Source organism: Pseudomonas sp. QD4, assembly GCF_049199125.1.
Lineage (GTDB): Bacteria > Pseudomonadota > Gammaproteobacteria > Pseudomonadales > Pseudomonadaceae > Aquipseudomonas.
This window is the reverse complement of the sequence record NZ_JBLZOM010000009.1, coordinates 113,775-137,551: the sequence shown is the minus strand read 5'-3', so window position 1 is coordinate 137,551 and position 23,777 is coordinate 113,775. Positions and strand designations below refer to the sequence as shown.

Here is a 23,777-nt window from a genome sequence, read left to right as displayed (position 1 = left end):
GGGCAAGTCGAAGACCCGGGCTGAAGGTGTCAGCCGTGGCGGCGTGGAAGTCGGTGGGGGCAAGGAGGGCGCGTCTGCAGCGACGGCGCAGCGAAATGTGGGCAAGACCATGTAGGGCTGTTCATCACGCCGGTTTCCTTATTGGATTTATCGGGGCGTAAAGGGTGGGCAGCGCCTGCGGGGAGCAGGCCGTGCCGAAGTGCATGGGAGGGAGCTTACGGAGGCGGATTGATGCTGACTAATTCAAATAAACTTAATACTGATGCCCTCAAGGTATCGATTGCGCCACCCGCCACCCGCCACCTGTAGCCGCTGCCTCGGCAGCGGCTACAGCTTCAAGCCATACGCCTGCGCCGCATTGCGAAAAAAAAACTTCTCCTGGGCCGCGAGGGAGTACTGCGCGATGCAGCGTTTCACCAAGCCCAGGGTGGTGTCGAAATCCGCCACCTGCTCACTGTTCGGCCAGTCGCTGCCAAAGAAACACCGGTCCTCGCCAAATGCCTGCCACAGGCCATCGATCCGCTCCCGGTAAAACCCCGGGTCGAGCCGCAATTGCCCTTCGCGAACCTGCGGAATCTCCGCCAGCTTGGCGAACACATTGGGGCGCTGCGCCAGCTCCTCGATCCGCCGCATAAAAGCTCGCTCCTCGCCGGGCTCGATCGTGGCGTTGGGCAGGTGATCGATGACGATCCGCAGTTGCGGCAGGCGCTCGCTGAGCTTCAACAGGCCATCCAGCAGGCGCCCGTCGGGGTTGGCACTGTCCAGGCTGCGCCCGCTGGCGGCGAGGCCTCGCAGGTTGTCGAGAAACCCGGACTGGTCCTGATCCGTCAGCAAGTCGCGGTCCCACAGGTTGCCGTAGCGCAAGCCGAGAAACAGCGGCTCCTGCTCCAGCCATTCCAGCTCCTGGCGAAACTGGCCGTGGGCCGGGTCCAGGTTGCCGACGAAACCCAGCATCCGCGGATCGCCACGCAAGGTTTCGAGCAGCCAGCGGTTGTCCCCGACCCAGGGGCTGGCCTCCACCGCGATCGCGCCGGTGATGCCATGGGCCGGGGCCAGGGCCCAGTAATGTTCGGGCAGATGAGGCGCGTAAATGCTGTCGGCCGGGGTCGGCCACGGGATGCCTTCGGCACGGCGCGGATCGAACAGGTGGATGTGGCAGTCGATGATCGGGCCGGCATAGACGGCGGGGGCGAGGGCGCTCACAGGCGATCTCCATTGTTATTGTCGGGGGCTTCGGAATAACAAACCCGACCCGCAAAAGCTAATAGGGGATTGGGGCATTGCGATACCCTGCGGGTATCAGAACAACAATAGGGTGCCTTTATGTCGACGCCGATCACCGCCCGCAGCCTGTTCAACCGCCTGCGCTACAAGCACCTGCTGATGCTGGTGACCCTGGGCAACAGCCAGAACCTGCACCGCGCCGCCGAAGCCTTGAACATGTCGCAACCGGCCACCACGCGCATGCTCCAGGAAATCGAAGAAGCCTTCGGCTGCACCCTGTTCGAACGCCAATCCCGGGGTATGCGCGCCACGGTCCTCGGCGAAGAACTGCTGCGCTTCGCCCGTGCCGCCCTTAACGGCCTGGAGCGTTGCGCCGAAGACCTCACCGACCGCCAGGCCGGCGGTTACGGTTACTTGGCGGTGGGCGCGATCATGGGCGCGGTGCCGGACCTGGTGGTGCAATCCATCGCCGAGATGAAAGCCAGCCACCCGCTGCTGCGCCTGCGGATCATGGGCGACACCAGCGACCAGCTCAGCGAGTTGCTGGACCAGCGCCGTATCGATGTGGCCGTGGCGCGCCTGTCCCACGCCCAGGACCGTCAGCGCTTCGCCTTCGAGCCCCTGGGCAACGAACACCTGGCCGTGGTCGTGCGCGCCGGCCACCCGCTGACCCAGGTCACCGCCCCCAACCTCGCGGAAATGGTCGAAGCCTGGCCCTGGATCCTGCAACCCGACACCAGCCCCGCCCGCGTCGCCCTGGAAAACGCCTTCGCCCGCCTCGACGTCGCCTCCCCCAGTGACGTCATCGAATGCACCTCGGTATTCGCCATGCTGCAACTGGTGCAAATCACCGACGCGATCCTGGTCCTCACCGACACCGTGGTCCGCGATCACGTGCACACCGGTTTGCTGACGGCCCTGGACCTGGAGATAGAAGAGCAGTTGAGCCCGTTCGGGGTGATGCTGAGGAAGGACGAGCCGCTGAGTCGGGAGTTGGAGATTTTCTTGAACATGCTGCGCGAGAGGGCGCAGCGCAGAGCTTGAAAAGAGGGGGCGGCAAGCGGTTCGGCCTGTTCGCGCAGGCTTTGCTTGAACGATGGCTGGCGCAGCCCAGATGCTCGGTCAAACACGTGCGGTGCAGAGCAAGCGGTAAAAAGACGGCTATCCGTATGCCGCTGGTTTCCCCTGGCCACAAAAAAGCCCCAGGCCATAAGACCTGGGGCTTTTTCGATGTATCTGGTGCACCCGGCGGGATTCGAACCCACGACCCCTGCCTTCGGAGGGCAGTACTCTATCCAGCTGAGCTACGGATGCAGTGCGGGCGACATCATACCCATGTCCGCCCGGGGCGTCCACGCCGGTTTTTGTTTCGCTCGCGGGGCGTGGGGGCGGGGTGTGCAGGTGCTGCTGTTCTTCACCTATTGGGCCGACGACCAGCGGTAAAGGCAGATAGCCATCACTGCTTTGACTTTGCGCTAAAGTCGTTGGGCGACTTTTAACCGGCTGTTGCCATTGTGTCTTGGCACCGTCGCACAGTCCCTTTATCAAGGAGAGAAATATGCCCGATTCCCTGGTCAATCCGCAGGCCGCTGACGTGCTGATCCAGAACACCCACCAGGCCCATGGGCTGGCCTCGCCGTCGCCCGCCGCTTACTTCGATGGCGACAGCAAGCTGGCGCTGACGGCCCAGGCGGTGTTGCTCAAGCAGATGCCTGGAGGCCCTGGCCAAGACGCGCCGCTCGCCCCCACAGAGGACGCCTTGGTGATCGTGAGCAGCGACGTGCCGCTGGGCGCCTGATTCTTGCGAGTCTTTGTTTCTTCGCACCCCACCCTGGGAGGGAATATTCGATGGCAGACACCCCTGAAAATGATATGGCCGCCTTCCTGCAAGTTGCCGAAAGGTATCTGAAGCGCCCATTGCAGAGTTATGAACAGGAGCTGTTGGAACGGTACAGATGGGCGCTGGCGGCCAGTGGCCGGCCAGCGCTAAACGCCATACAGGTGATGGAGATGATTATGCAGGGCGTTGACCCGCATGCGTGGCGTAAGGCGAACGAGGCAAACCTCGCACCACTCTTGGCCAGCAAGGAGGTGCCACGGCCACTTCAAGCGACGAATCTCGACGCTCAGTTATCGGCTCGCACTGCGGCTATGCAGCCGCTGACGTCGATTGATGATCTGGTGGGTCGACCCGGCGCGGAAGGCACCGAGAAAGTGGCCCAGGCCGGGGCGCCCGACGACCTCAAGAGCCTGCTGGCGCTGCTCAAGTCGTTTCAATCCTAGGGGCCTGGATCTCCAGCGTCGGGCGTCCGGCTTCCCGCCCCTGGGGCCTTGCCGGGCCGCAGGGGCATTTTGGCATCGGTGCTGGGAATCACGCTGATCTGAAATTTTCGGCAAATGCGCCGTTTTCGTTCTTTTTTTCGAACGGACTATTGTCCTTTACCCCTGTTGACCCTAGGATCGTTTGAGATTTCAAACGCTCTCGCTTGGGTGCTGCGCTGCGCGCGTGTCTTTTGTGCGCTTTTTCTGTCATCACCCGGTGATTGAATTCCCTGACGGCAGCCACCTGTTGGCGCCTTTCAACAATCACAATTCGCCCCGCGCCTGCGCGGTGCTGTTAAGGAAGCCGACATGCAGCTCAAAGACACCCAATTGTTCCGCCAACAAGCCTTTATCGATGGGGCCTGGGTCGATGCGGACAATGGTCAGACGATCAAAGTGAACAACCCGGCCACCGGTGAAATCATCGGCAGCGTGCCGAAAATGGGCGCCGCTGAAACCCGTCGCGCCATCGAAGCTGCCGACAACGCTCTGCCAGCCTGGCGTGCACTGACCGCCAAGGAGCGCGCCAACAAGCTGCGCCGCTGGTACGAGCTGCTGATCGAAAACCAGGACGACCTCGCGCGCCTGATGACCCTGGAACAGGGCAAGCCACTGGCCGAAGCCAAGGGCGAAATCGTTTACGCCGCCTCGTTCATCGAGTGGTTCGCCGAAGAAGCCAAGCGCATCTACGGTGACGTGATTCCTGGGCACCAGCCCGACAAACGCCTGATCGTGATCAAGCAGCCGATCGGCGTGACCGCTGCCATCACCCCGTGGAACTTCCCGGCGGCGATGATTACCCGTAAAGCCGGCCCGGCCCTGGCCGCCGGTTGCACCATGGTCATCAAGCCTGCGTCGCAAACCCCATTCTCGGCCTTGGCCCTGGTTGAGCTGGCGCACCGCGCCGGTATCCCGAAAGGCGTACTCAGCGTGGTTACCGGCAGCGCCGGCGACATCGGCGGCGAGCTGACCAGCAACCCGATCGTGCGCAAGCTGTCCTTCACCGGCTCCACCGAAATCGGTCGCCAGCTGATGGCCGAATGCGCCAAGGACATCAAGAAAGTCTCCCTGGAACTGGGCGGTAACGCGCCGTTCATCGTGTTCGACGACGCAGACCTGGATAAGGCCGTCGAAGGCGCGATCATTTCCAAGTACCGCAACAACGGCCAGACCTGCGTCTGCGCCAACCGCCTGTACATCCAGGACTCGGTCTACGACGCGTTCGCCGAAAAACTCAAAGTGGCCGTGGCCAAGCTGAAGATCGGCAACGGTCTGGAAGAAGGCACCACCACCGGTCCGCTGATCGATGAAAAGGCCGTGGCCAAGGTTCAGGAACACATCGCCGATGCCCTGAGCAAAGGCGCGACCCTGCTGGCTGGCGGCAAGGTGATGGAAGGCAACTTCTTCGAGCCGACCATCCTCACCAACGTGCCGAAAAACGCGGCCGTGGCCAAGGAAGAAACCTTCGGTCCATTGGCGCCGCTGTTCCGCTTCAAAGACGAAGCCGAAGTCATCGCCATGTCCAACGACACCGAGTTCGGCCTGGCGTCCTACTTCTACGCCCGTGACCTGGGCCGTGTGTTCCGTGTGGCTGAAGCCCTGGAATACGGCATGGTCGGCGTCAACACCGGTTTAATCTCCAACGAAGTCGCGCCTTTCGGCGGCATCAAGGCTTCGGGCCTGGGCCGTGAAGGTTCCAAGTACGGGATCGAGGATTACCTGGAAATCAAATACCTCTGCCTGGGTATCTGATCCGGTTTCAAGCGCAAAGGGCACGAGAGCGCTGTCCCTTTGCGCAGCTGTAAAAACGCACTTTTCAAGGTGGCCCGGGACCGCTCCGGCAGTCGATCATCGCATGCTGTCGCAGGCGCTTCCCCGCCCCGCAACCCTTGAACCACACCGTTTTAAAGACGGTGAATGAGGACACTATGAGCAAGACCAACGCATCCCTGATGAAACGCCGCGAAGCTGCCGTACCACGCGGTGTTGGCCAGATTCACCCGATCTTCGCCGAGTCGGCGAAGAACGCCACCGTGACCGACGTTGAAGGTCGCGAGTTCATCGATTTCGCCGGCGGTATCGCCGTGCTCAACACCGGTCACGTGCACCCGAAAATCATCGCCGCGGTGACCGAGCAACTGAACAAGCTGACCCACACCTGCTTCCAGGTCCTGGCCTACGAGCCTTACGTGGAGCTGTGCGAGAAAATCAACGCCAAGGTGCCAGGTGATTTCGCCAAGAAAACCCTGCTGGTGACCACCGGTTCCGAAGCCGTCGAGAACGCCGTGAAAATCGCCCGTGCCGCCACTGGCCGCGCTGGCGTGATCGCCTTCACCGGCGCCTACCACGGTCGCACCATGATGACCCTGGGCCTGACCGGCAAGGTCGTGCCTTACTCGGCCGGCATGGGCCTGATGCCAGGCGGCGTGTTCCGCGCGCTGTTCCCGAACGAATTGCACGGCGTGAGCGATGACGATTCCATCGCCAGCATCGAACGCATCTTCAAGAACGATGCCGAGCCGCGTGATATCGCTGCCATCATCATCGAGCCGGTGCAGGGCGAAGGCGGTTTCTACGTCGCGCCTAAATCCTTTATGAAGCGTTTGCGTGAACTGTGCGACAAGCACGGCATTCTGTTGATCGCCGACGAAGTGCAGACCGGCGCTGGCCGTACCGGCACCTTCTTCGCCATGGAACAGATGGGCGTTACCGCCGACCTGACCACCTTCGCCAAATCCATCGCTGGCGGCTTCCCGCTGGCCGGTGTCTGCGGCAAGGCCGAGTACATGGACGCCATCGCTCCAGGCGGCCTGGGCGGCACCTACGCCGGTAGCCCGATCGCTTGCGCGGCGGCCCTGGCGGTGATGGAAGTGTTCGAGGAAGAGCACCTGCTGGACCGCTGCAAGGCAGTGGGCGAGCGTCTGGTAACCGGTCTGAAAGCCATCCAGGCCAAGTACCCGGTCATCGGTGAAGTGCGTGCCTTGGGCGCGATGATCGCGGTCGAGCTGTTCGAAAACGGCGACAGCCACAAGCCGAACGCTGCCGCGGTGGCATCGGTGGTGGCCAAGGCTCGCGACAAGGGTCTGATCCTGCTGTCGTGCGGCACCTACGGAAACGTGCTGCGGGTTCTGGTACCCCTGACCTCGCCGGACGAGCAACTGGATAAAGGCCTGGCCATCATTGAAGAGTGCTTCTCGGAACTCTGATTGGTTGTGACCTGATCGACAAAAAACCCGCTTCGGCGGGTTTTTTTATGGGTTGAGGGCCGACGGACGGTATTTACGCTGTATGGATGGCGTCCCATTGACTAAGGTGCAAAGGATTGCTTTGGGAGCGTGCTGCATGACTGCTGTGGATTTACCCGCTGTACCGCGTGTGCTGATTGCCGAGGCAGACCCGTGGTCGCGTGATTTGTTGAAGCAGGTTTTATTGAATGTGCGCTGCGACGCTCGGCTGGATGTGTGTGCCAACGGCCAGGAAGCGTTGCAGCTGTTGAGTGAAAAAGCCTACGACCTGGTGATCGCCGACTGGGAGTTGCCCGGTGTCGATGGCCTGAGTGTTTTGCGCAGCGTGCGCCAGCGCCGGCGCAACCCGGTACTGCCGTTCATCCTGCTGAGCAGTCGTAGCGACAGCGCCAGCGTACGTGAAGCCCTGCCCCTGGCGCCCACGGCCTACCTGACCAAACCCCTGAACATGGACGGCCTGACCCAGCGCCTGCAGGACCTGCTGCTCGATGCCGGTCAGGAAGTCTCCTGCGAGGTGCCGGCGCTGGCGCCGGGCATGACCCTGTGGAATTTCCTTGAGCGGCGCCGCGAGATTGCTGATGGCGCGCCCTTGTTGGCCGATGTGCAGTTGGCGGTCAAGCGCAGCCTCAACCCCGGTGGCCTGGACCTGAAGCTGCTGGAAGAGGAGGTCCGCACTGATCCGCAAATCACCGCAGTCTTGATCGCGGCGGCCAACAGCGCCGCGCAGCATCACGGCAGCGCGGTGCAAACCTTGTCCCAGGCCCTGCACCGCCTGGGGACCGGGCAAAGCATGAACCTGATTCTGGGCCTGGCGCTCAAGCGCAGTGCACGGTTGAGCTCCCCGGCCCTGGCCGACTACGCCGAACGTTACTGGGATTTGTCGCTGCACACGGCGGAATACGGCCGGACCCTGGCGCGCCTGCTGGACCTGGACCAGGAGCGCTGCTATTGCGCCGGCATGTTGCATCGCCTCGGCGACCTGGCGTTGCTGCGCTGTCTGCAGGAGTGGAAACAGGCTGGCGGCGAGTTGGACGATCAGGAAGAAATCGGCGACGCCCTGGATGAGTTCGGCGCCAGCTACGGTTCGGCGTTGCGCACTCGCTGGCGCCTGCCCCTTGAGTTGCGTGAGCTGATCGCCTCGGTCTATCAGCTCGGTGGCGGGGTTTATTCCCGTGAAGCCCTGGTGATGAACCTGGCGGCCCAACTGGCCCGTCTGCGGCCGTCAGAAGGCGTTGAAGACATCGCCAAAAGCAAGACCGCGCGCCTGCTGAAGATCGGCCTGCCGGAGTTGATGCGCCTGCGCAAAGGCTGATCAGCACCAGGGGCTGCTGCTGGAGCGCTCAGCGAAAGATTTCGAGAACGCTGAACCAGCTATCGACCGTGTCGTCCGCCGCCAGAATCGCCAGGTACAGCGGCGGCAGCGACAGGATGATCAGCAGTGGCACCGCCAGTTCGAAGCCATTCCTGAACCAGAGCATGACGCCCATCCCCAGTAGAAACGCCCCGAAGCCGAACGCCAGGAAACGCTGCAGGAAGCAGCCGCCGCGTTGCTTGCCGTTGATGCGCTTGAGTAGCTGCTTTTCGTTCATGGGCACAGGGAGGCGGAAGGGGTCGCTACTTTAGCAAATCCCCCGACGCATCGGCGCGAGGCACCGCAAGTCGGGGGCGGCTTGGGCATCAGCCCGAGACAATCCGATTCTTGCCTTCACGCTTGGCCTGGTACATGGCGGCGTCGGCGCGGGCGAACAGGCTGTCGAGGTTTTCATCGTCGTCGCTGAGGTTGCTCAGGCCCTGGCTGACGGTAATGCCGAACGTCTGGCCTTCATGCTCGAAGCTCAGGCGCTGGATTTCCCGTTGCAGGCGTTCCGCGACTTGCCGGGCAATATCCGGCGTGCAGCCCGGAAACACCGCAGCAAATTCCTCGCCGCCGATGCGCCCGAACAGGTCGCCCCGTCGCAGGGCCGCGCGGCCGCTTTCGGCAATGTGCTGCAGGACGATATCGCCCGCCGGATGGCCGTAGGTGTCGTTGATCACCTTGAAGTCATCGATGTCCAGCAACAGAAAGGCCATCTGCGAGCCCTGGCTGCGGGCCTGGTCGAACTCGCGGTTGGCGCATTCGAAGAAGTGCCGGCGGTTGCTGCTCTGGGTCAGGACGTCAGTGGTGGCCAGGCGTTGCAGTTCGTTTTCCAGGTGCTTCTTTTCGGTGATGTCTTCGGCAATGCCGACAATGATCACTCGCTGCCCGGCCTCGGGGTTGCGGTTGATGAAGCACTTGTCGCTGAGCCAGCGAATCTGGCCTTCGGCATCGATGATGCGGTATTCGCGGTCTTCCACCGCGCCCTTTTCCAGCACCTGGGCCAGGCTGCGCTCGGCGTATTCCAGGTCGTCGGGGTAGATGCTGTCGCGCCATTCATTGAAGTCGGCGAGCAACAGGCCGGCAGAGCGTCCGAAAATCCTTTCATAGGCCGGGCTGACGTAAAGCATCTGGCGGCTTTCCCAGTCAAAGGCCCACAGCACGGCATTGACGCTGACCAGCAACGAGCTGAACAGCTGTTCGCGTTCGGTCAGGCGCGCCACTTCACCTTGGGCATGAATCAACGCCATCAGGGTTTGCGCGGCTTCTGGCCATTGCGGGAGGGATGAGTCTTGTAGATTTTTATTGACCATCGGCACAACTCTCAAAGGGCGTGCGCCGCTCGACATTCGAACACGGCCACTGCGTGGGGCCCCTTATCAATTATTTCTTGTGCCACAGCAGGCGCTCACGCTTTGGTGTGGGAATTAATTGATAAAAGGTCTCGGCCCGCCTGGATGGCGAAGTGTCTTTGAGATAGGGGAAACGGAGCTAAGTTCCCGCCGCGTGTGGCGAGGCGGCGTGTGCCCGCCCGGCGGTACGCGGGGGATTTTTCAGTTGAAGCCGGTCGCCAGGGAGGCTATCGACCTGTCCGCGAGGAGAGCGCCTTGCCACAGCAGGTGCTGTGGCAAGGGCCGGGGGTCAGGCCGTGGTAGGGCGCAGCGAGTAGGTTTTCAGCTGGTTGGCGAAGTCGCGCAGCGATTGAATCCCGCTGGCCTCGGCTTCGTGTACCCAGTCCTTGATCGCCGCCAGCATGTCGTGGCCGTTGGAACTGGTCTTGAGCCAGATCTGCTGCAGGGCCAGGCGTTTTTCGTAGATCACCTTCAGTGCCTGGCTGTGTTCGAGCATGTTCTGGATGCGCAGGTGATGGCGGTCGTCCAGCAGGCTGGTTTCCCGCGACAGCAGGCGCTTGGCGCGGTGGAATTGATGACGCACCGAATGATCGACCTTTTCCAGCTCCTGCTTGACCAGGGGCGCAATCACCAACTTGCGGTACTGGGCCATGATCTGGAACCGGTTATTGAGGATCGCCATGGCGGTGTCCATGTCCAGGTGGCCCTTGCCTTCGACCCGGTGGGCGATCGGCGCGACCCGCTGGACCTTGGCCAGGCGCAGGAAGCTGAAGACCTTGATCCAGGCCCAGCCCAGGTCGAACTCCCATTTTTTCACCGAGAGCTTGGCCGAATTGGGGTAGGTGTGGTGGTTGTTGTGCAGTTCTTCGCCGCCAATCAGGATGCCCCAGGGCACCAGGTTGGTCGCGGCATCGCGGCACTCGAAGTTGCGATAGCCGACGGCATGACCCAGGCCGTTGATGACCCCGGCGGCCCAGAATGGGATCCACATCATCTGCACGGCCCAGATGGTGATGCCGGCGGTGCCGAACAGCAGCAGGTCGATAGCAGCCATGAAGGCCACGCCCAGCAGCGGATAACGTGAATAAAGTTTGCGCTCGATCCAGTCATCCGGGCAATTTTTGCCATAAATGCGCAGGGTTTCAGGATTTTCCGCTTCTGCGCGGTATAGTTCCGCGCCTTTACGTAATACGGTGGACAAGCCTTTGATCACCGGGCTGTGCGGGTCATCGACGGTTTCGCATTTTGCGTGGTGCTTGCGGTGGATGGCGGTCCACTCGCGGGTGTTCTGGGCCGTGGTCAGCCACAGCCAGAAGCGGAAGAAATGTTTCAGGCCGGCGTTGAGCTCAAGGGAGCGGTGGGCTGAATAACGATGCAGGTAGACTGTAACCCCGACAATGGTTACGTGGGTCATCAATAGGGTGACTGCCACCAGTTGCCAGGCCGACAAGCCAAGTAAACCTTCGTACCACATAGGCTATAGGGACCTCGATAAAGAAAAAAACAGCCGTCGCATTATCACTCAGCGTGCACAGAAAACCAGTCGCCCTTTCAGATAAGAGTGGCGGGATGTTTCTTCCTCTATAATTCCAAGCTTTTCGTAAGGACATTGACGACCTTATGCCGGTTTCTTATCGCGATGCGATGCGTGCAGCACTGCTCTATCTATTGCTGTCTGTAGTGTGGCTACAGCTCAGTGGTCATTTATTGAGCAGTTTCTTCGATGAGTCGGCCGATCTCGCTCGATGGCAACGGATCAACGGTTACGCCTGGGTGCTGATCAGCACCGCGCTGATTTTTTTCTCTCGTTCGCGCCTGCTGCGCCTGTTGGGTGCGGACACCTGGCTGCGTCACCAGCAGGAGGATCGCGAGCGCCTGCGCCAGGCGGCGGCGGTGTTCGACTGCACCCGGGAAGGGGTGCTGGTCAGTGACCGCAAGGGCCTGATCGTGCACGTCAATCGGGCCTTTATCGAAATTACCGGCTACCAGCAGGATGAAGTGCTGGGGCGCATGCCGAGCATGTTCAAGTCCGGGCACCATTCGGCGGACTTCTACCAGGCGATGTTCGAGTCCCTGAAGAACACCGGCGAGTGGAGCGGCGAGATCTGGAACCGGCGCAAGTGCGGCGAAATCTACCCGCAATGGCAGACCATCCGCGCAATCCACGATGACCATGGCCAGCTCAGCCATTATGTCGCGGTGTTTTCCGACATCAGCGCGATCAAGGATTCCGAGCACGAACTGGCGCACCTGGCCCATCACGACCCCCTCACCGACCTGCCGAACCGCCTGCTGTTCACCGACCGTGCGGAACAGGCCCTGGCTTCGGCGCAGATCCACAAGCGCGGCTGCGCCATGCTGATGATCGACCTGGATCACTTCAAAATGATCAACGACAGCCTGGGCCACAACATCGGCGATCAGTTGCTCAAGGCCGTGTCCACGCGTTTGCTGGACATGTTCGGTCCGGGCATCACCCTGGCGCGCCTGGGGGGCGACGAGTTTGCCGTGCTCGCCGAAAGTTGCCCGCAACCCGGGCAGGCTGCGGCGCTGGCGCAACGCATCATCGACGGCCTGAAAGAGCCCTTCGAGTTGGCCGATCATCAGTTGTTTATCAATGCCAGCATCGGCATCAGCCTGTTCCCCAGCGACGCCTTGAGCGCCGAACAGCTGCTGCGCAATGCCGACTCGGCCTTGTTCAAGGCCAAAAGTACCGGGCGCGACGGGTATGCCCTGTACACCGAGGAACTGACGGCCCACGCCCAGCAGCGGGTGGAAATCGCCTTCGAACTGCGCCGCGCCCTGGAGCAGCAAGAGCTGCGGGTGTATTACCAGCCGGTGCACGACCTCAAAAGCAGCCGCCTGATCGGGGTCGAGGCGCTGGTGCGCTGGGAGCATCCCCAGCGCGGCCTGGTGTCGCCCGCCGAGTTCATTCCGATTGCCGAGCGTACCGGGCTGATTTCCGAGATCGATGCCTGGGTGATGCAGCAGGCCTGTCGGCAGATGTGCGAATGGCAGGCTGCCGGGGTGGTGCTGTCTTTTATCGCGGTGAACGTTTCGACCCGTTTGTTTGCCCGCCGCGAGTTGTATCAGCAGGTGGCGCAGGTGCTGCACGACACCGGGCTGGATCCGGCCTTTCTGGAGCTGGAAGTCACAGAGAGCGCGGTGATGGATGATCCGGAGGTCGCCCTTGAGCAGATGCATCGCCTGCGCGAGTTGGGCGTGCGCCTGGCCATCGATGACTTCGGCACCGGTTATTCGTCACTGCTGCGGCTCAAGCGCCTGCCGGTGCAAAAGCTCAAGATCGACCAGGGTTTTGTCGCCGGCCTGCCGTGGGATGAGGACGATGCGGCGATCTCGCGGGTGATCATCGCCCTGGCCCAGAGCATGGGCATGCAGGTGCACGCCGAAGGCATCGAGCAGGAGGAGCAGGCGCGTTTCCTGCTCGACCATGGTTGCGACCTGGGCCAGGGCTACTGGTTCGGCCGACCGGTGCCGGCGGTGCAGCTGGATTGGAACTGCGCCCCTCAAATTCACTGACCCACTCCCTCGCCCTGGTGCCCCGGCCAGCAGCTACACCTCTGTAGCCGCTGCCGCCAGGCGGCGCTGGTGGGGGTGTTGGTGCGGGAGGCCAACGCGGCGTTCGGCAGTGGCCACGGTAAACCCGCGTCGCCACAGGTAATTTCTTTTCGTTATATAAACATTCTTAAATAGTATTTTTAAGAATATCCGCGCCTATCTACTATTGCCCTCACGCCACAAGCAGTGCCGCCACTGCGAGGCACATCCCATTCAGGAGCAGCACCATGAGCGCATCTCTACGTAGCGTTGACGGCCAGGACGAAGCAACCATCTTGCGCGAGATCCAGAGCGCCTTGCGCGACCTGCGCTTTGGTGCGGTGGAAATCACCGTGCATAACGCCCAGGTCGTGCAGATCGAACGCAAAGAAAAATTCCGCCTGCAAAACCCCGGCAACAAACCCAGCTGAACCCCGCGTCACCCTCTCTCCCGATAGAGAGGCCCGACTGGTCAACCGGAGGGCGTCAGCCATGACCCCCAGCAGAATCAAGAGCGTTCAGTCACGAATGCGGGCCTGAAGCGCCAATAAGAAAAGCCAACACACACAAAATTTCAGGAGCTTGATCATGTCGTCAATTCGCCGTTACGCGCTGGCCGCCCTTGCCAGTGCCATTTTTGCCGGTTCCGCAGTCGCCAAGGATTACGAGTTGTTGAACGTGTCTTACGACCCGACTCGTGAGCTGTATCAGGATTACAACGCCGAATTCGTCAGCTTCTGGAAGAAAGAGCACCCAGGCGACAACGTCAAGATCCAGCAATCCCACGGTGGCTCGGGCAAACAGGGCCGCGCCGTGATCGACGGCCTGCGTGCCGACGTGGTGACCCTGGCCCTGGCCGGCGACATCGATGAAATCGCCAAGCTCGGCAAGACCCTGCCGGCCGATTGGCAGAAACGCCTGCCGGACGCCAGCACCCCGTACACCTCGACCATCGTGTTCCTGGTGCGCAAGGGCAACCCCAAGGGCATCAAGGACTGGGGCGACCTGATCAAGAAAGACGTATCGGTCATCACCCCCAACCCGAAAACCTCCGGCGGCGCTCGCTGGAACTTCCTCGCCGCCTGGGCCTATGGCCTGAAAGCCGGCGGCAGCGAAGCCAAGGCCCAGGAATACATCACCGAACTGTTCAAGCACGTGCCGGTGCTCGACACCGGTGCCCGTGGCTCGACCATTACCTTCGTCAACAACGGTCAGGGCGACGTGTTGCTGGCCTGGGAAAACGAAGCGTTCCTGGCCCTGAAGGAAGACGGCGGCGCCGACAAGTTCGACATCGTGGTGCCTTCGCTGTCCATCCTTGCCGAGCCGCCAGTGGCGGTGGTCGACAAGAATGCCGAGAAAAAGGGCAACACCGAAATCGCCGAGGCCTACCTCAAGCATCTGTACAGCCCGGCTGGCCAGGAAATCGCGGCGAAGAACTTCTACCGCCCGCGTGACGAGAAGGTTGCAGCCAAATATGGCCAGCAGTTCCCTAAACTCGACCTGGTGACTATCGACAAGGACTTCGGCGGCTGGAAAACTGCGCAACCGAAATTCTTTAATGACGGTGGTGTGTTCGACCAGATCTACCAGGCGCAGTAACCTTCAGCGGCGAGCCCTGGCACTGCAAGATGTTCAGGGATCGCTCAATAGCTAGAGCAATGAGCCCGGATCCGTTTCCGGGCTTTGCGCGTAAACCAAGGACTTTTATGTCGCGTCGTATCTCCCCCGTCATACCCGGCTTCGGGCTGACGCTGGGCTACACCTTGGTGTACCTCAGCCTGATTGTGCTCATACCACTGGCGGCGATGTTCGTGCATGCCGCTCAACTCACCTGGGATCAGTTCTGGGCCATCATCTCGGCGCCCCGGGTGCTCGCGGCGTTGAAGCTGAGCTTCGGTACAGCGCTGTATGCCGCGATCATCAACGGTATTATCGGCACGCTGCTGGCCTGGGTGCTGGTGCGCTACACCTTCCCCGGGCGCAAGATCATCGACGCGATGATCGACCTGCCGTTCGCCCTGCCCACGGCCGTCGCCGGTATCGCCCTGACCGCGCTCTACGCGCCGACCGGCCTGGTTGGCCAGTTCGCCACCTACCTGGGCTTCAAGATCGCCTACACCCCGCTCGGCATTACCCTGGCGTTGACCTTCGTCACCCTGCCGTTCGTGGTGCGTACGGTGCAGCCGGTACTGGCCGACATCCCGCGGGAAGTCGAAGAAGCCGCCGCCTGCCTCGGTGCCAAGCCGCTGCAAGTGTTCCGCCATATCCTGGTGCCGGCGCTGCTGCCGGCCTGGCTCACCGGTTTTGCCCTGGCGTTTGCCCGGGGCGTCGGCGAATACGGCTCGGTGATCTTCATCGCCGGCAACATGCCGATGAAAACCGAGATCCTGCCGCTGCTGATCATGGTCAAGCTCGACCAGTACGATTACACCGGCGCCACTTCCATCGGCGTGCTGATGCTGGTGGTTTCCTTTGTCCTGCTGCTGCTGATCAACCTGCTGCAGCGGCGCATCGAACGACCATAAGGAGGCGCGAACCATGTCCCAATCGTCTATTTCCGCTGCCTCTTCTGCCAACGCCGCACGCCGTGGCAGCGCGTCTTCACGGCTGGTGCTGATCGGCCTCGGCTGGCTGATCTTCGCCCTGTTCCTGCTGCTGCCGCTGTTGATCGTGGTGTCCCAGGGCCTGAAGCTGGGCCTGGGGGCGTTCTTCACCGCGATCTTCGAGCCTGACGCCTTGTCCGCCCTGAAACTCACGGTGATCGCCGTGCTGATCTCGGTGCCGCTGAACCTGGTGTTCGGGGTCAGCGCCGCCTGGTGCGTGAGCAAGTACTCGTTCCGTGGCAAGAGCATCCTGGTGACCCTGATCGACCTGCCGTTCTCGGTATCGCCGGTGATCGCGGGCCTGGTCTACGTGCTGATGTTCGGCGCCCAGGGCCTGTTCGGGCCGTGGCTTTCGGATCACGACATCCAGATCGTCTTCGCCTTGCCCGGCATCGTCCTGGCCACCATCTTCGTCACCGTGCCCTTTGTCGCCCGGGAACTGATCCCGCTGATGCAGGAGCAGGGGACCCAGGAAGAAGAGGCGGCGCGGCTGCTGGGCGCCAACGGCTGGCAGATGTTCTGGCACGTCACCGTGCCCAACATCAAGTGGGGCCTGATCTACGGCGTGGTGCTGTGTACCGCGCGGGCGATGGGCGAGTTTGGTGCGGTGTCGGTGGTGTCCGGGCACATTCGCGGGGTGACCAACACCCTGCCGTTGCACGTGGAGATCCTCTACAACGAATACAACCACGTCGCCGCGTTTGCCGTTGCGAGCCTGTTGCTGATCATGGCGCTCTTCATCCTGCTGCTTAAGCAGTGGAGCGAAAATCGTATTAACCGCCTGCGCGCCAGCGCCGCGGAGGAATGACACATGTCGATCGAAGTCCGTAATGTCAGCAAGAACTTCAACGCCTTCAAGGCCCTGAACAGCATCAACCTGGATATCCAGAGCGGTGAGCTGGTGGCCCTGCTGGGCCCGTCCGGCTGCGGCAAGACCACCTTGCTGCGGATCATCGCCGGCCTGGAAACCCCGGACGCCGGCAGCATCGTGTTCCACGGCGAAGACGTCTCGGGCCACGACGTGCGTGATCGCAACGTCGGTTTCGTGTTCCAGCACTACGCGCTGTTCCGCCACATGAGCGTGTTCGACAACGTTGCCTTCGGCCTGCGCATGAAGCCGAAGAACCAGCGCCCGAGCGAAAGCAAGATTGCAGAGAAGGTCCATGAACTGCTGAACATGGTGCAGCTCGACTGGCTCTCCGACCGCTACCCCGAGCAACTGTCCGGCGGCCAGCGCCAGCGGATCGCCCTGGCCCGCGCCCTGGCGGTGGAGCCCAAGGTGCTGCTGCTGGACGAACCCTTCGGCGCCCTCGATGCCAAGGTGCGCAAGGAGCTGCGGCGCTGGCTGGCACGGCTGCACGAAGACATCAACCTGACTTCGGTGTTCGTGACCCACGACCAGGAAGAGGCCATGGAAGTCGCCGACCGTATCGTGGTGATGAACAAGGGCGTGATCGAGCAGATCGGCTCGCCGGGCGAGGTCTACGAGAACCCGGCCAGCGACTTCGTCTACCACTTCCTCGGTGATTCCAACCGCCTGCACCTGGGGGACGACAACCACGTGCTGTTCCGCCCGCACGAAGTGTCGCTGTCGCGCTCGGAGCTCGAAGATCACCACGCCGCCGAAGTGCGTGACATTCGTCCATTGGGCGCAACCACCCGGGTCACGCTCAAGGTCGAAGGCCAGAGTGAACTGATCGAGGCCGAAGTGGTGAAGGACCACGACAGCCTGGTCGGCCTGGCCCGTGGCGAGACGCTGTTCTTCAAGCCCAAGGTCTGGCAGAAAGTCGCCAACGTCTGAACCCGTCAGCGCTACATCGGCCCAGGCGGCGATGTCGCTGCCGGGCCGGTGTGATGAGCGAGCGTCAGGCGTGCCCCGAGCCACCGGCAGCCAGGCGGCGTACCGGGCCCGCCCGTTGTTCGATTTCGCGTTTGAGGGGCTGGCGCAGCCCCAGCAGGAACGCCAGCTCAGCCACCACAAACAACGGCCCGACGATCAGCCCCGACAGGTCATCGACGAACGCCGGTTTGCGCCCCTCGTAGTAATGGCCGACAAACTGGATCACCCAGCCCAGCACGAACATCCCCAGGCCGCTGGCCAGCCAGACCAGGGTCTGTTGCGCCGCCAGGGCATGACCCAGCCACACCGACAGGCCCATCAACAGGCTCATCAACAGGCCCAGGCGCCATTCCAGGCGCAGGTAGAACCAGGCCGAAGCCAACGCCAGCAGCACCGCCGGCGACAGGGTGATGCCGGCCACTGCCCATTGCGGCCGCGACAGCAGCACCGCGACCGCCACCACAATCAGCGGAATCCCGATAAAGTGGCTGGCAATGTTGCGCGGGTCGCGATGGTAGGCGGCGTATTGACTGAGATGGTCGACGAGGCTTTTCATTGTTGTTCCTCCTGAAGGTTGCCTGATCATGCCCGGCCCGTGCGCCGGGCTCTGTCGGCTAGGCGACACTCCTCTGCGGTTTTGCCGGATAAGGTGTTCATGGATAAGCAGGCCTGGCGCGAACGCCTCCTGAGTGGCCAGTGGTTCAGCCACTTGCCCCTTGAGTTACAGAATAGTGTGCTCGACGCCGCGCGCCTGCGCCGTCTGGCACCGGGGCAGGCGCTGTTTCTGCGGGGTGATCCACCTTGTGGGCTGTATGCGGTGCTGGAAGGTTCGGTGCGTATCGGTGCGGTCAGCGAGCAGGGCAAGGAGGCGCTGCTGAGCCTGGTGGAAGCGCCGCACTGGTTTGGCGAAATCTGCCTGTTCGATGGCCAGCCACGCACCCACGATGCCTATGGCCTCGGCCCGTGCACCCTGTTGCAGGTGCCGCAGGCGGCGCTGTTGGCCTTGCTCGACCAGCAGCCGCAGTACTGGCGTCAGTTCGCCCTGCTGATGAGCCACAAGTTGCGCCTGGCCTTTATCAACCTCGAACAATTGAGCCTGCTGCCCGCCCCGGCCCGGGTCGCCCACCGTCTGTTGGCCATGGCCAGCGGCTACGGCGAAATCGAGCAGGCCCGGGCCGTGCTGCAACTGCCCCAGGAGCAGTTGGCGCTGATGCTTTCGCTATCGCGGCAGACCACCAACCAGATCCTCAAGGATTTGCAGAGCCTGGGGATCCTGCGCCTGGGCTACGGCGAGATCGAGATTCTCGACGCCCAGGCCCTGCGCGCCCAGGCCGGGCTCTAGCGGCTACGAACCGCGGTAGGTGGAGAAGCCGTAGGGGCTGAGCAGCAGGGGAATGTGATAGTGCTGATCGGTCTGCTTGACCTCGAAGATCACCGGAATCTCCGGAAAAAACGTCTCGCGCCTGGCCTGCTTGAAATACTCCCCGGTCTTGAACACGACCCGGTATTCACCGGCCGTCAGCGCCTGCCCGGCCGGGAACAACTCGGCGATGCGCCCCTGTTCGTTGGTGGTGCCTTCGGCCAGTGGCTTCCAGTCATGGCCCACCTGTTGTTCCAGGGTGACCTTGACCCCGGGCGACGGCAGGCCGTTCTCCAGGTTGAGCACATGCACGCTCAACGGATTCCCCGCCGCCAAGGCCAGGCCCGAAATACCGCAAAGCGCTGCGGCGACTAATGCATTACGCAAAATATTCATTCAAAAATTCCTCATTGGATAAAAAATCAAATTTGTAGCCGCTGCCGAAGGCTGCGCTGGCCCTCACAATCGCCGCGCCGTATCAGCAGTACCCCCGGCGTTGCCTATGGTCAGCGCAGCCTCGCGCTGCTCGGAAGCGGCTACAGGCTGCTGCTCAACCCCACTTTCTGCGCTGCCTGGAGCGCGCAGCTTTCGTCCTGGGCGGCGCCACCGGCGCCGGCGATGCCCATCGCCCCCACCAACTCACTGCCCGCGAACAACGGGATACCGCCCCCGAGCAACAACAGCTCAGGCAAGGTATTGAGGTTGGCTGCCTCCGGGTTGTTGCGGGCGCGCTCGGCGAACAGCCGGGTCGGGGTCTTGGTCGACAGCGCGGTATAGGCCTTGCGCTGGCTGGCGACGGTGTTGTGCGGGCCGACGCCATCGGCGCGCAGGGTCAGCAGCAGGTTGCCGCCACGGTCGAGCACCGAGACCACCGCGTTGCACTGCGCCAGGCTGGCGTCGGCCAATTGCCGTGCAGTGCGCAGGTCGAGGTCGGCGTGTCGGGGCAGTTCCGGGGCGGCCACAGCCAGGCCGCAGAGGCCCAGGCCAAGGCTCAAGACAAGGGGTTTGCAGATCATGGGTAAGGCTCCGAAAGCGAAGGCCGTCACCTTAACCAGCGTCCTTCGTCAGAACCTCGTCAGTTGCATTACAAGTTTGTAATGGGCAAGCGCGAACAACGCGCCTAGCCTGTGCCCATCCATATTGAGGTGTGCCATGCGTTTGCTGGTTGTTGAAGACGAAGCCAAGACCGCCAACTTCCTGGCCAAAGGCCTGGGTGAATCGGGTTTTGCAGTGGATGTGGCGCTCAATGGCCTGGACGGGCGGCACTTTATCGAGCAGCAGGAATACGACCTGATCATCCTCGACGTGATGCTGCCAGGGCTCAACGGCTGGCAGTTGCTGCAACTGATCCGTCAGCGCGGCGCCACGCCGGTGCTGTTCCTGACTGCCAAGGACGCCATCGAGGATCGCGTGCGCGGCCTGGAACTGGGCGCCGACGATTACCTGCTCAAACCCTTCGCCTTTGCCGAACTCCTGGCTAGGGTCCGCACTTTGCTGCGTCGTGGCCCGATGCGCGAGGCCGAGTCCTACAGCATTGCCGACCTGGAGATCGACGTGCTGCGGCGCCGGGTCAGCCGAGGAGGCCAGCGCATCGCCCTGACCAACAAGGAGTTCGCCCTGCTGCAATTGCTCGCCAGTCGCCAGGGCGAAGTGCTGTCGCGGACCCTGATCGCCTCCCAGGTGTGGAACCTGAATTTCGACAGCGACACCAACATGGTGGAAGTCGCCGTGCGCCGCTTGCGCTCCAAGGTCGACGACCCCTACATGCCCAAACTGATCCACACCGTACGCGGCGTCGGTTACCAGCTGGATGCCCCGGACGATGCGCTCTAGGTCGATTGCCTGGCGCCTGGCGCTGGCGTTTGCCGCCGTCTGCGCCCTGGTGCTGAGCGTGATCGGGGTGTTCCTGTATCGCTCCCTGGCCTCTGAAATCGCCTTGCGCGACGACCAGGCCCTGCTGGGACGCCTGGAGCAGGTCAGGGCCCTGCTGCAAGACAGCGACAGCCTGGACGCCCTGCAAGCCCGTCCCCGGCTATACCAGAACATGCTCGGCAACCAGGACAGCCTGCTGCTGGTGGAAGCGGCCGATGGCACGCCGGTGATCCGCATCAACCCGCGCCAGCAGAACCTGCCGACCCTGGCGGCGATCCCTGCGCAACAGCGCCCGCAACGCAGCGACGTGCAGACCTGGCAAGCCACCGACGGCGCCGCCGTGGCCCTGCTCGCCGGTGCTGCCGTGGGCCCGCGCGGCGAAGCGCTGACCGTGATTGCGGGCAAGGTCCTCAGCGAGCGCGAACAGATGCTCGCCAGCTACCGCCTGCGCCTGTGCCTGGCGGTCGGGTTGGGCGCCGCGCTGGCCTTCGCCCTGGGCCTGTTGCTGCTGCGCCGGGGCCTGTTGCCGCTGCGTCAGTTGAGTGAGTCGGTGCGCGGCATCGATTTGCGCAGCCTGGACAAACGCCTCGAAACCCGCGGCATCCCCGCCGAATTCCACGAACCGGTGCAGGCCCTGAATGCCATGCTGGCGCGCCTCGAAGAAAGCTTTCAGCGCCTGTCGCAGTTTTCCGCCGACCTGGCCCATGAAATCCGCACCCCGCTGCACAACCTCCTGGGCAGCAACGGCCTGGCGCTCAACCAGCCGCGTAGCACGGCGGAGTATCAGGAGGTCCTGGCGTCGAACATGGAAGAGTTCGAGCGCCTGACGCGCATGGCGGAAAACCTGATGTTCCTGGCCCGCGCCGAGCAGGCCGAACGCGCCCTTCAGCTGCGCCAGCTGGAGCTGGCGAGCGTGGGGGAGGAGCTGTGCGACTACTTCGAGGCCCTGGCCGACGACCGCGAGATCCGCCTGGAAAACGCCCTGTGCGGCCAGTTGCTGGCCGATCAGCAACTGCTGCAGCGGGCCCTGGGCAACCTGCTGGCCAACGCGGTGCGTCATGCCGACCCCGGCTCGCCCATCAGCCTGCGGCGGGTGGATACGCCTGGCCTGTGCTGGCTGCAAGTGCACAACCAGGGCCCGCCCATTGCATCCCAGCACCTGGGCAAACTCTTCGACCGCTTCTACCGCGTCGACCCCTCACGGGCCGAACCCGGCGACTCCGGCGGCCTGGGCCTGGCCATCGTGCGCTCGATCATGCTGCTGCACGGCGGGCAGGTGCGGGTCAGCAGCGATGAGGGCGGGACGGTGTTCGAGTTGGGATTCAAACAGGTGCAATAGTCTATATTTTTGCATCAAATACAGTGTGTATTGGCCCTTAATCATAAAATGCACTGTATGCGATGCAATTTGGGGGCGAAATGTACAGACTCGGCGAGCTGATCAAACAGTTGCGTAAAGAGCACAAACTGTCGCAGCAGGCGTTAGCCCAGCAATACGGCATGAGCCGGGCGACCATCTCGGGCATTGAAAACGATACGGTTTCCGAGATCGGAATCCGTAAGGTTGAAGCCATCCTCAATGGCTTCGGTTACGAACTGACGGCTGTGCCCAGGTCTCGGCAGCGGCCGACCCTGGATAACCTGAAAGAGCGCGGTTTCCATGACTGATCCCCAGCTCTTGTCGATCCGTGTAGCCCCGGCCACGCTCGGCCGTGGTCAAGCCGATGCGGGCTCGGTTTTCGCCTACGCCCCGCAGGCTTTCAGCGCATGGGCGAGGCGATGCTGGCTGCCTGGTCTGCCGGTGTAGCGCGCAGCCTGAACCCGGGTTGATCCGGCACCGACCGCTTTGAACCGTTAGGCCTGGGGTTGTCAGCGCACTCCATCGCGAAACTGCCCCGGGGTCAGTCCGGTCCAGCGTTTGAAGGCGCGGCTGAAGCTGCTGGCGTCGGTGAAGCCGAGCAGGCAGCTGATTTCGCTCAGGGAGCATTGCGGGTCGCGCAGGTGGAGCAGGGCGAGGTTTTCCCGGCATTCGTTGAGCAGGGTGTCGAAACGGCAACCCTCGTCCGCCAGGTGCCGTTGCAGGCTGCGCAGGCTCAGGTGCAAGGCCTGGGCGACGCGTTCGGCGGAGGGCTCGCCTTCGGGTAGTTGGGCCTCGATGGCCCCGAGTACCTTGCGCTCCCAGGTCAGGGGTTGCAGTTGCGCCAGGGTGGGTTGGGGCGTGGCCTGGCTGGAGGTGGCCAGTTCCGATTGGGTGTCGTCGAGGTGGCGCTCGAAATCGTGCAGGCCGAACTCCAGGCAGTCATCTGCGGCGTCGAACACCAGGTCGCAGCGAAACACCTTGTGCCACGGCCCGCAGTCGACGGGCGCCGGACGCCGCAGGTGCACGGCCAATGGCGCATAGTCGCGGCCCAGGCGGTTGCGGCAGGTGCGCACGTAGATCGCGGCAAAGGCGTCGATGGCCTCCACCGCCGGTTGCGGGCTGCCGGGCGGAACCTTGAGTACAAAGCGATAGCGGTCGGCGTTGCGCGTCAGCTCCAGCACCAGGGCGTCGCTGACCATCTGGTGGTAGCGCACGATGCGTTCGAACACCTCGCGCAGGCTGCCGCTGGCCACCAGCGCATAGCCAAGGGCGTGGAAGGTCGTCGGGCTGACAAACCGCGACACCCGCAGGCCGATGGCCGGATCGCCGCTGGCCGTGACCGCCAGCCCCCACAAACGGGTGGTGGCCGACAGCGGATAGCGGGCGTTGGGGTCATCCATCCATTGCGGGTCGAGCCCTGCCTCGCGGCACAAAGCGTTGCCGTCGAGGCCCAGGGCATCGAGTTGTCTGCGCAAGGCGCGGGTCCAGCTGGCAAGGGAGGTGGGTTCACTCATGCTGACGGCGCGTCCGGTCGACTGGTTGGCGTTCGCGGCGAAAGCCCGGGGCAATGGCCCAGGGCAGGAAGCGGGCCGGGATAACCAGAGAATGGAATCAGGCACGCTCTTTGTGCAAGCCCCAGCCGACTGAATACCCGGCCGCTGCCGAGCCCTCGAGGCCCTGGAGACCG

24 protein-coding genes and 1 tRNA gene are annotated in these 23,777 nt (G+C 62.8%); 16 read left to right on the top strand and 9 right to left on the bottom strand.

All coding sequences use genetic code 11. The annotated features are described in order from the left end of the window. Positions 1-327: 327 nt before the first annotated feature. Complete coding sequence (locus ACOZJV_RS32045) at positions 328-1,203, bottom strand: amidohydrolase family protein (protein WP_421549346.1); 876 nt, start codon at positions 1,201-1,203, stop codon at positions 328-330. Positions 1,204-1,323: 120 nt separating this feature from the next. On the opposite strand from ACOZJV_RS32045, the gene ACOZJV_RS32040 reads away from it, so the two are divergent. Further along, positions 1,324-2,268 (top strand): LysR family transcriptional regulator, encoded by a 945-nt coding sequence (locus ACOZJV_RS32040; RefSeq protein ID WP_201128885.1) that lies wholly within the window; start codon positions 1,324-1,326, stop codon positions 2,266-2,268. 193 nt (positions 2,269-2,461) lie between these two features. Here the strand turns inward: ACOZJV_RS32040 and ACOZJV_RS32035 are convergent. Then, positions 2,462-2,538, bottom strand: a tRNA-Arg gene (locus ACOZJV_RS32035). 244 nt (positions 2,539-2,782) lie between these two features. Here ACOZJV_RS32035 and ACOZJV_RS32030 point away from each other — a divergent pair. The 5 genes from ACOZJV_RS32030 to ACOZJV_RS32010 all read left to right on the top strand — a co-directional run bounded on the left by ACOZJV_RS32030 (position 2,783) and on the right by ACOZJV_RS32010 (position 8,103). Next, the gene (locus ACOZJV_RS32030) at positions 2,783-3,022 is read left to right on the top strand and encodes a hypothetical protein (RefSeq protein ID WP_421549345.1); all 240 of its coding nucleotides are present in this window, start codon (positions 2,783-2,785) and stop codon (positions 3,020-3,022) included. Positions 3,023-3,072: 50 nt separating this feature from the next. After that, a complete protein-coding gene (locus ACOZJV_RS32025; protein ID WP_421549344.1) occupies positions 3,073-3,507 on the top strand; it encodes a hypothetical protein in 435 nt (144 codons plus the stop codon). A gap of 348 nt (positions 3,508-3,855) precedes the next feature. Beyond that, positions 3,856-5,298, top strand: coding sequence for an NADP-dependent succinate-semialdehyde dehydrogenase (gene gabD / locus ACOZJV_RS32020; protein WP_020296991.1), 1,443 nt, complete (start codon positions 3,856-3,858; stop codon positions 5,296-5,298). Between the two features lie 176 nt (positions 5,299-5,474). Then, positions 5,475-6,752 carry a 4-aminobutyrate--2-oxoglutarate transaminase gene (gabT, locus tag ACOZJV_RS32015; protein ID WP_020296990.1) on the top strand — a complete coding sequence of 426 codons (1,278 nt, stop codon included), beginning with the start codon at positions 5,475-5,477 and terminating at the stop codon, positions 6,750-6,752. A gap of 136 nt (positions 6,753-6,888) precedes the next feature. Further along, positions 6,889-8,103: an HDOD domain-containing protein gene (locus tag ACOZJV_RS32010; protein ID WP_421549343.1), complete on the top strand. Its 1,215-nt coding sequence runs from the start codon at positions 6,889-6,891 to the stop codon at positions 8,101-8,103. A 28-nt stretch (positions 8,104-8,131) separates the two neighbouring features. Here the strand turns inward: ACOZJV_RS32010 and ACOZJV_RS32005 are convergent, their stop codons facing one another. From ACOZJV_RS32005 to desA, 3 genes are all read right to left on the bottom strand, one after another. Further along, positions 8,132-8,380: a hypothetical protein gene (locus ACOZJV_RS32005; RefSeq protein WP_078469214.1), complete on the bottom strand. Its 249-nt coding sequence runs from the start codon at positions 8,378-8,380 to the stop codon at positions 8,132-8,134. 88 nt (positions 8,381-8,468) lie between these two features. After that, on the bottom strand, positions 8,469-9,458 hold the full coding sequence (locus tag ACOZJV_RS32000; protein WP_078469215.1) for a GGDEF domain-containing protein: 990 nt from the start codon (positions 9,456-9,458) through the stop codon (positions 8,469-8,471). A gap of 328 nt (positions 9,459-9,786) precedes the next feature. Beyond that, entirely contained in the window at positions 9,787-10,971 is a 1,185-nt protein-coding gene (gene desA / locus ACOZJV_RS31995; RefSeq protein ID WP_020296986.1) for a delta-9 fatty acid desaturase DesA, read from the bottom strand. A 146-nt stretch (positions 10,972-11,117) separates the two neighbouring features. Here desA and dibA point away from each other — a divergent pair, with 146 nt between their 5' ends. From dibA to ACOZJV_RS31965, 6 genes are all read left to right on the top strand, one after another. After that, positions 11,118-13,037 (top strand): phosphodiesterase DibA, encoded by a 1,920-nt coding sequence (dibA, locus tag ACOZJV_RS31990; RefSeq protein WP_421549342.1) that lies wholly within the window; start codon positions 11,118-11,120, stop codon positions 13,035-13,037. A 266-nt stretch (positions 13,038-13,303) separates the two neighbouring features. Then, a complete protein-coding gene (oscA, locus tag ACOZJV_RS31985; protein WP_007941032.1) occupies positions 13,304-13,486 on the top strand; it encodes a sulfur starvation response protein OscA in 183 nt (60 codons plus the stop codon). A 157-nt stretch (positions 13,487-13,643) separates the two neighbouring features. Then, positions 13,644-14,654: a sulfate ABC transporter substrate-binding protein gene (locus ACOZJV_RS31980; RefSeq protein WP_020296984.1), complete on the top strand. Its 1,011-nt coding sequence runs from the start codon at positions 13,644-13,646 to the stop codon at positions 14,652-14,654. Between the two features lie 107 nt (positions 14,655-14,761). Next, positions 14,762-15,580 (top strand): sulfate ABC transporter permease subunit CysT, encoded by an 819-nt coding sequence (cysT, locus tag ACOZJV_RS31975; protein WP_201128889.1) that lies wholly within the window; start codon positions 14,762-14,764, stop codon positions 15,578-15,580. A gap of 13 nt (positions 15,581-15,593) precedes the next feature. Beyond that, positions 15,594-16,466: a sulfate ABC transporter permease subunit CysW gene (gene cysW / locus ACOZJV_RS31970; RefSeq protein ID WP_201128890.1), complete on the top strand. Its 873-nt coding sequence runs from the start codon at positions 15,594-15,596 to the stop codon at positions 16,464-16,466. A gap of 3 nt (positions 16,467-16,469) precedes the next feature. Then, positions 16,470-17,459 carry a sulfate/molybdate ABC transporter ATP-binding protein gene (locus ACOZJV_RS31965; RefSeq protein WP_078469218.1) on the top strand — a complete coding sequence of 330 codons (990 nt, stop codon included), beginning with the start codon at positions 16,470-16,472 and terminating at the stop codon, positions 17,457-17,459. Between the two features lie 64 nt (positions 17,460-17,523). On the opposite strand, the gene ACOZJV_RS31960 is transcribed toward ACOZJV_RS31965, so the two are convergent. Then, positions 17,524-18,054 carry a DUF962 domain-containing protein gene (locus tag ACOZJV_RS31960; RefSeq protein ID WP_078469219.1) on the bottom strand — a complete coding sequence of 177 codons (531 nt, stop codon included), beginning with the start codon at positions 18,052-18,054 and terminating at the stop codon, positions 17,524-17,526. Between the two features lie 99 nt (positions 18,055-18,153). On the opposite strand from ACOZJV_RS31960, the gene ACOZJV_RS31955 reads away from it, so the two are divergent. Continuing rightward, the gene (locus tag ACOZJV_RS31955) at positions 18,154-18,840 is read left to right on the top strand and encodes a Crp/Fnr family transcriptional regulator (RefSeq protein WP_201128891.1); all 687 of its coding nucleotides are present in this window, start codon (positions 18,154-18,156) and stop codon (positions 18,838-18,840) included. 3 nt (positions 18,841-18,843) lie between these two features. On the opposite strand, the gene uraH is transcribed toward ACOZJV_RS31955, so the two are convergent. Together uraH and ACOZJV_RS31945 are read right to left on the bottom strand one after the other, a co-directional pair. Next, positions 18,844-19,254, bottom strand: coding sequence for a hydroxyisourate hydrolase (uraH, locus tag ACOZJV_RS31950; protein WP_421549341.1), 411 nt, complete (start codon positions 19,252-19,254; stop codon positions 18,844-18,846). 140 nt (positions 19,255-19,394) lie between these two features. Next, positions 19,395-19,874: a GlcG/HbpS family heme-binding protein gene (locus ACOZJV_RS31945; RefSeq protein WP_078469222.1), complete on the bottom strand. Its 480-nt coding sequence runs from the start codon at positions 19,872-19,874 to the stop codon at positions 19,395-19,397. Between the two features lie 136 nt (positions 19,875-20,010). Between ACOZJV_RS31945 and ACOZJV_RS31940 the strand changes: the two genes are divergently transcribed. The 3 genes from ACOZJV_RS31940 (at position 20,011) to ACOZJV_RS31930 (ending at position 22,398) form a co-directional block, all read left to right on the top strand. After that, the gene (locus ACOZJV_RS31940) at positions 20,011-20,691 is read left to right on the top strand and encodes a heavy metal response regulator transcription factor (protein WP_078469223.1); all 681 of its coding nucleotides are present in this window, start codon (positions 20,011-20,013) and stop codon (positions 20,689-20,691) included. Further along, positions 20,681-22,069: a heavy metal sensor histidine kinase gene (locus tag ACOZJV_RS31935; RefSeq protein WP_421549340.1), complete on the top strand. Its 1,389-nt coding sequence runs from the start codon at positions 20,681-20,683 to the stop codon at positions 22,067-22,069. Before ACOZJV_RS31940 ends, ACOZJV_RS31935 begins: the two co-directional genes overlap by 11 nt. 80 nt (positions 22,070-22,149) lie before the next feature. Beyond that, complete coding sequence (locus tag ACOZJV_RS31930) at positions 22,150-22,398, top strand: helix-turn-helix domain-containing protein (protein ID WP_078469684.1); 249 nt, start codon at positions 22,150-22,152, stop codon at positions 22,396-22,398. A gap of 201 nt (positions 22,399-22,599) precedes the next feature. Here ACOZJV_RS31930 and ACOZJV_RS31925 read toward each other — a convergent pair whose 3' ends face one another. Beyond that, positions 22,600-23,604: an AraC family transcriptional regulator gene (locus ACOZJV_RS31925; RefSeq protein WP_421549339.1), complete on the bottom strand. Its 1,005-nt coding sequence runs from the start codon at positions 23,602-23,604 to the stop codon at positions 22,600-22,602. Between the last annotated feature and the right edge of the window lie 173 nt (positions 23,605-23,777).

Bases quoted from the DNA above. Each gene is read 5' to 3' on its own strand.
- gabT (WP_020296990.1), top strand. From the start codon at position 5,475: ATGAGCAAGACCAACGCATCCCTGATGAAACGCCGCGAAGCTGCCGTA.
- cysW (WP_201128890.1), top strand. From the start codon at position 15,594: ATGTCCCAATCGTCTATTTCCGCTGCCTCTTCTGCCAACGCCGCACGC.
- ACOZJV_RS31940 (WP_078469223.1), top strand. From the start codon at position 20,011: ATGCGTTTGCTGGTTGTTGAAGACGAAGCCAAGACCGCCAACTTCCTG.
- ACOZJV_RS31980 (WP_020296984.1), top strand. From the start codon at position 13,644: ATGTCGTCAATTCGCCGTTACGCGCTGGCCGCCCTTGCCAGTGCCATT.
- uraH (WP_421549341.1), bottom strand. From the start codon at position 19,254: ATGAATATTTTGCGTAATGCATTAGTCGCCGCAGCGCTTTGCGGTATT.
- ACOZJV_RS31965 (WP_078469218.1), top strand. From the start codon at position 16,470: ATGTCGATCGAAGTCCGTAATGTCAGCAAGAACTTCAACGCCTTCAAG.
- oscA (WP_007941032.1), top strand. From the start codon at position 13,304: ATGAGCGCATCTCTACGTAGCGTTGACGGCCAGGACGAAGCAACCATC.
- ACOZJV_RS32030 (WP_421549345.1), top strand. From the start codon at position 2,783: ATGCCCGATTCCCTGGTCAATCCGCAGGCCGCTGACGTGCTGATCCAG.
- desA (WP_020296986.1), bottom strand. From the start codon at position 10,971: ATGTGGTACGAAGGTTTACTTGGCTTGTCGGCCTGGCAACTGGTGGCA.
- ACOZJV_RS31930 (WP_078469684.1), top strand. From the start codon at position 22,150: ATGTACAGACTCGGCGAGCTGATCAAACAGTTGCGTAAAGAGCACAAA.
- ACOZJV_RS32005 (WP_078469214.1), bottom strand. From the start codon at position 8,380: ATGAACGAAAAGCAGCTACTCAAGCGCATCAACGGCAAGCAACGCGGC.
- ACOZJV_RS31935 (WP_421549340.1), top strand. From the start codon at position 20,681: ATGCGCTCTAGGTCGATTGCCTGGCGCCTGGCGCTGGCGTTTGCCGCC.
- ACOZJV_RS31955 (WP_201128891.1), top strand. From the start codon at position 18,154: ATGGATAAGCAGGCCTGGCGCGAACGCCTCCTGAGTGGCCAGTGGTTC.
- ACOZJV_RS31925 (WP_421549339.1), bottom strand. From the start codon at position 23,604: ATGAGTGAACCCACCTCCCTTGCCAGCTGGACCCGCGCCTTGCGCAGA.
- gabD (WP_020296991.1), top strand. From the start codon at position 3,856: ATGCAGCTCAAAGACACCCAATTGTTCCGCCAACAAGCCTTTATCGAT.
- cysT (WP_201128889.1), top strand. From the start codon at position 14,762: ATGTCGCGTCGTATCTCCCCCGTCATACCCGGCTTCGGGCTGACGCTG.
- ACOZJV_RS31945 (WP_078469222.1), bottom strand. From the start codon at position 19,874: ATGATCTGCAAACCCCTTGTCTTGAGCCTTGGCCTGGGCCTCTGCGGC.
- ACOZJV_RS31960 (WP_078469219.1), bottom strand. From the start codon at position 18,054: ATGAAAAGCCTCGTCGACCATCTCAGTCAATACGCCGCCTACCATCGC.
- ACOZJV_RS32025 (WP_421549344.1), top strand. From the start codon at position 3,073: ATGGCAGACACCCCTGAAAATGATATGGCCGCCTTCCTGCAAGTTGCC.
- dibA (WP_421549342.1), top strand. From the start codon at position 11,118: ATGCCGGTTTCTTATCGCGATGCGATGCGTGCAGCACTGCTCTATCTA.
- ACOZJV_RS32040 (WP_201128885.1), top strand. From the start codon at position 1,324: ATGTCGACGCCGATCACCGCCCGCAGCCTGTTCAACCGCCTGCGCTAC.
- ACOZJV_RS32000 (WP_078469215.1), bottom strand. From the start codon at position 9,458: ATGGTCAATAAAAATCTACAAGACTCATCCCTCCCGCAATGGCCAGAA.
- ACOZJV_RS32010 (WP_421549343.1), top strand. From the start codon at position 6,889: ATGACTGCTGTGGATTTACCCGCTGTACCGCGTGTGCTGATTGCCGAG.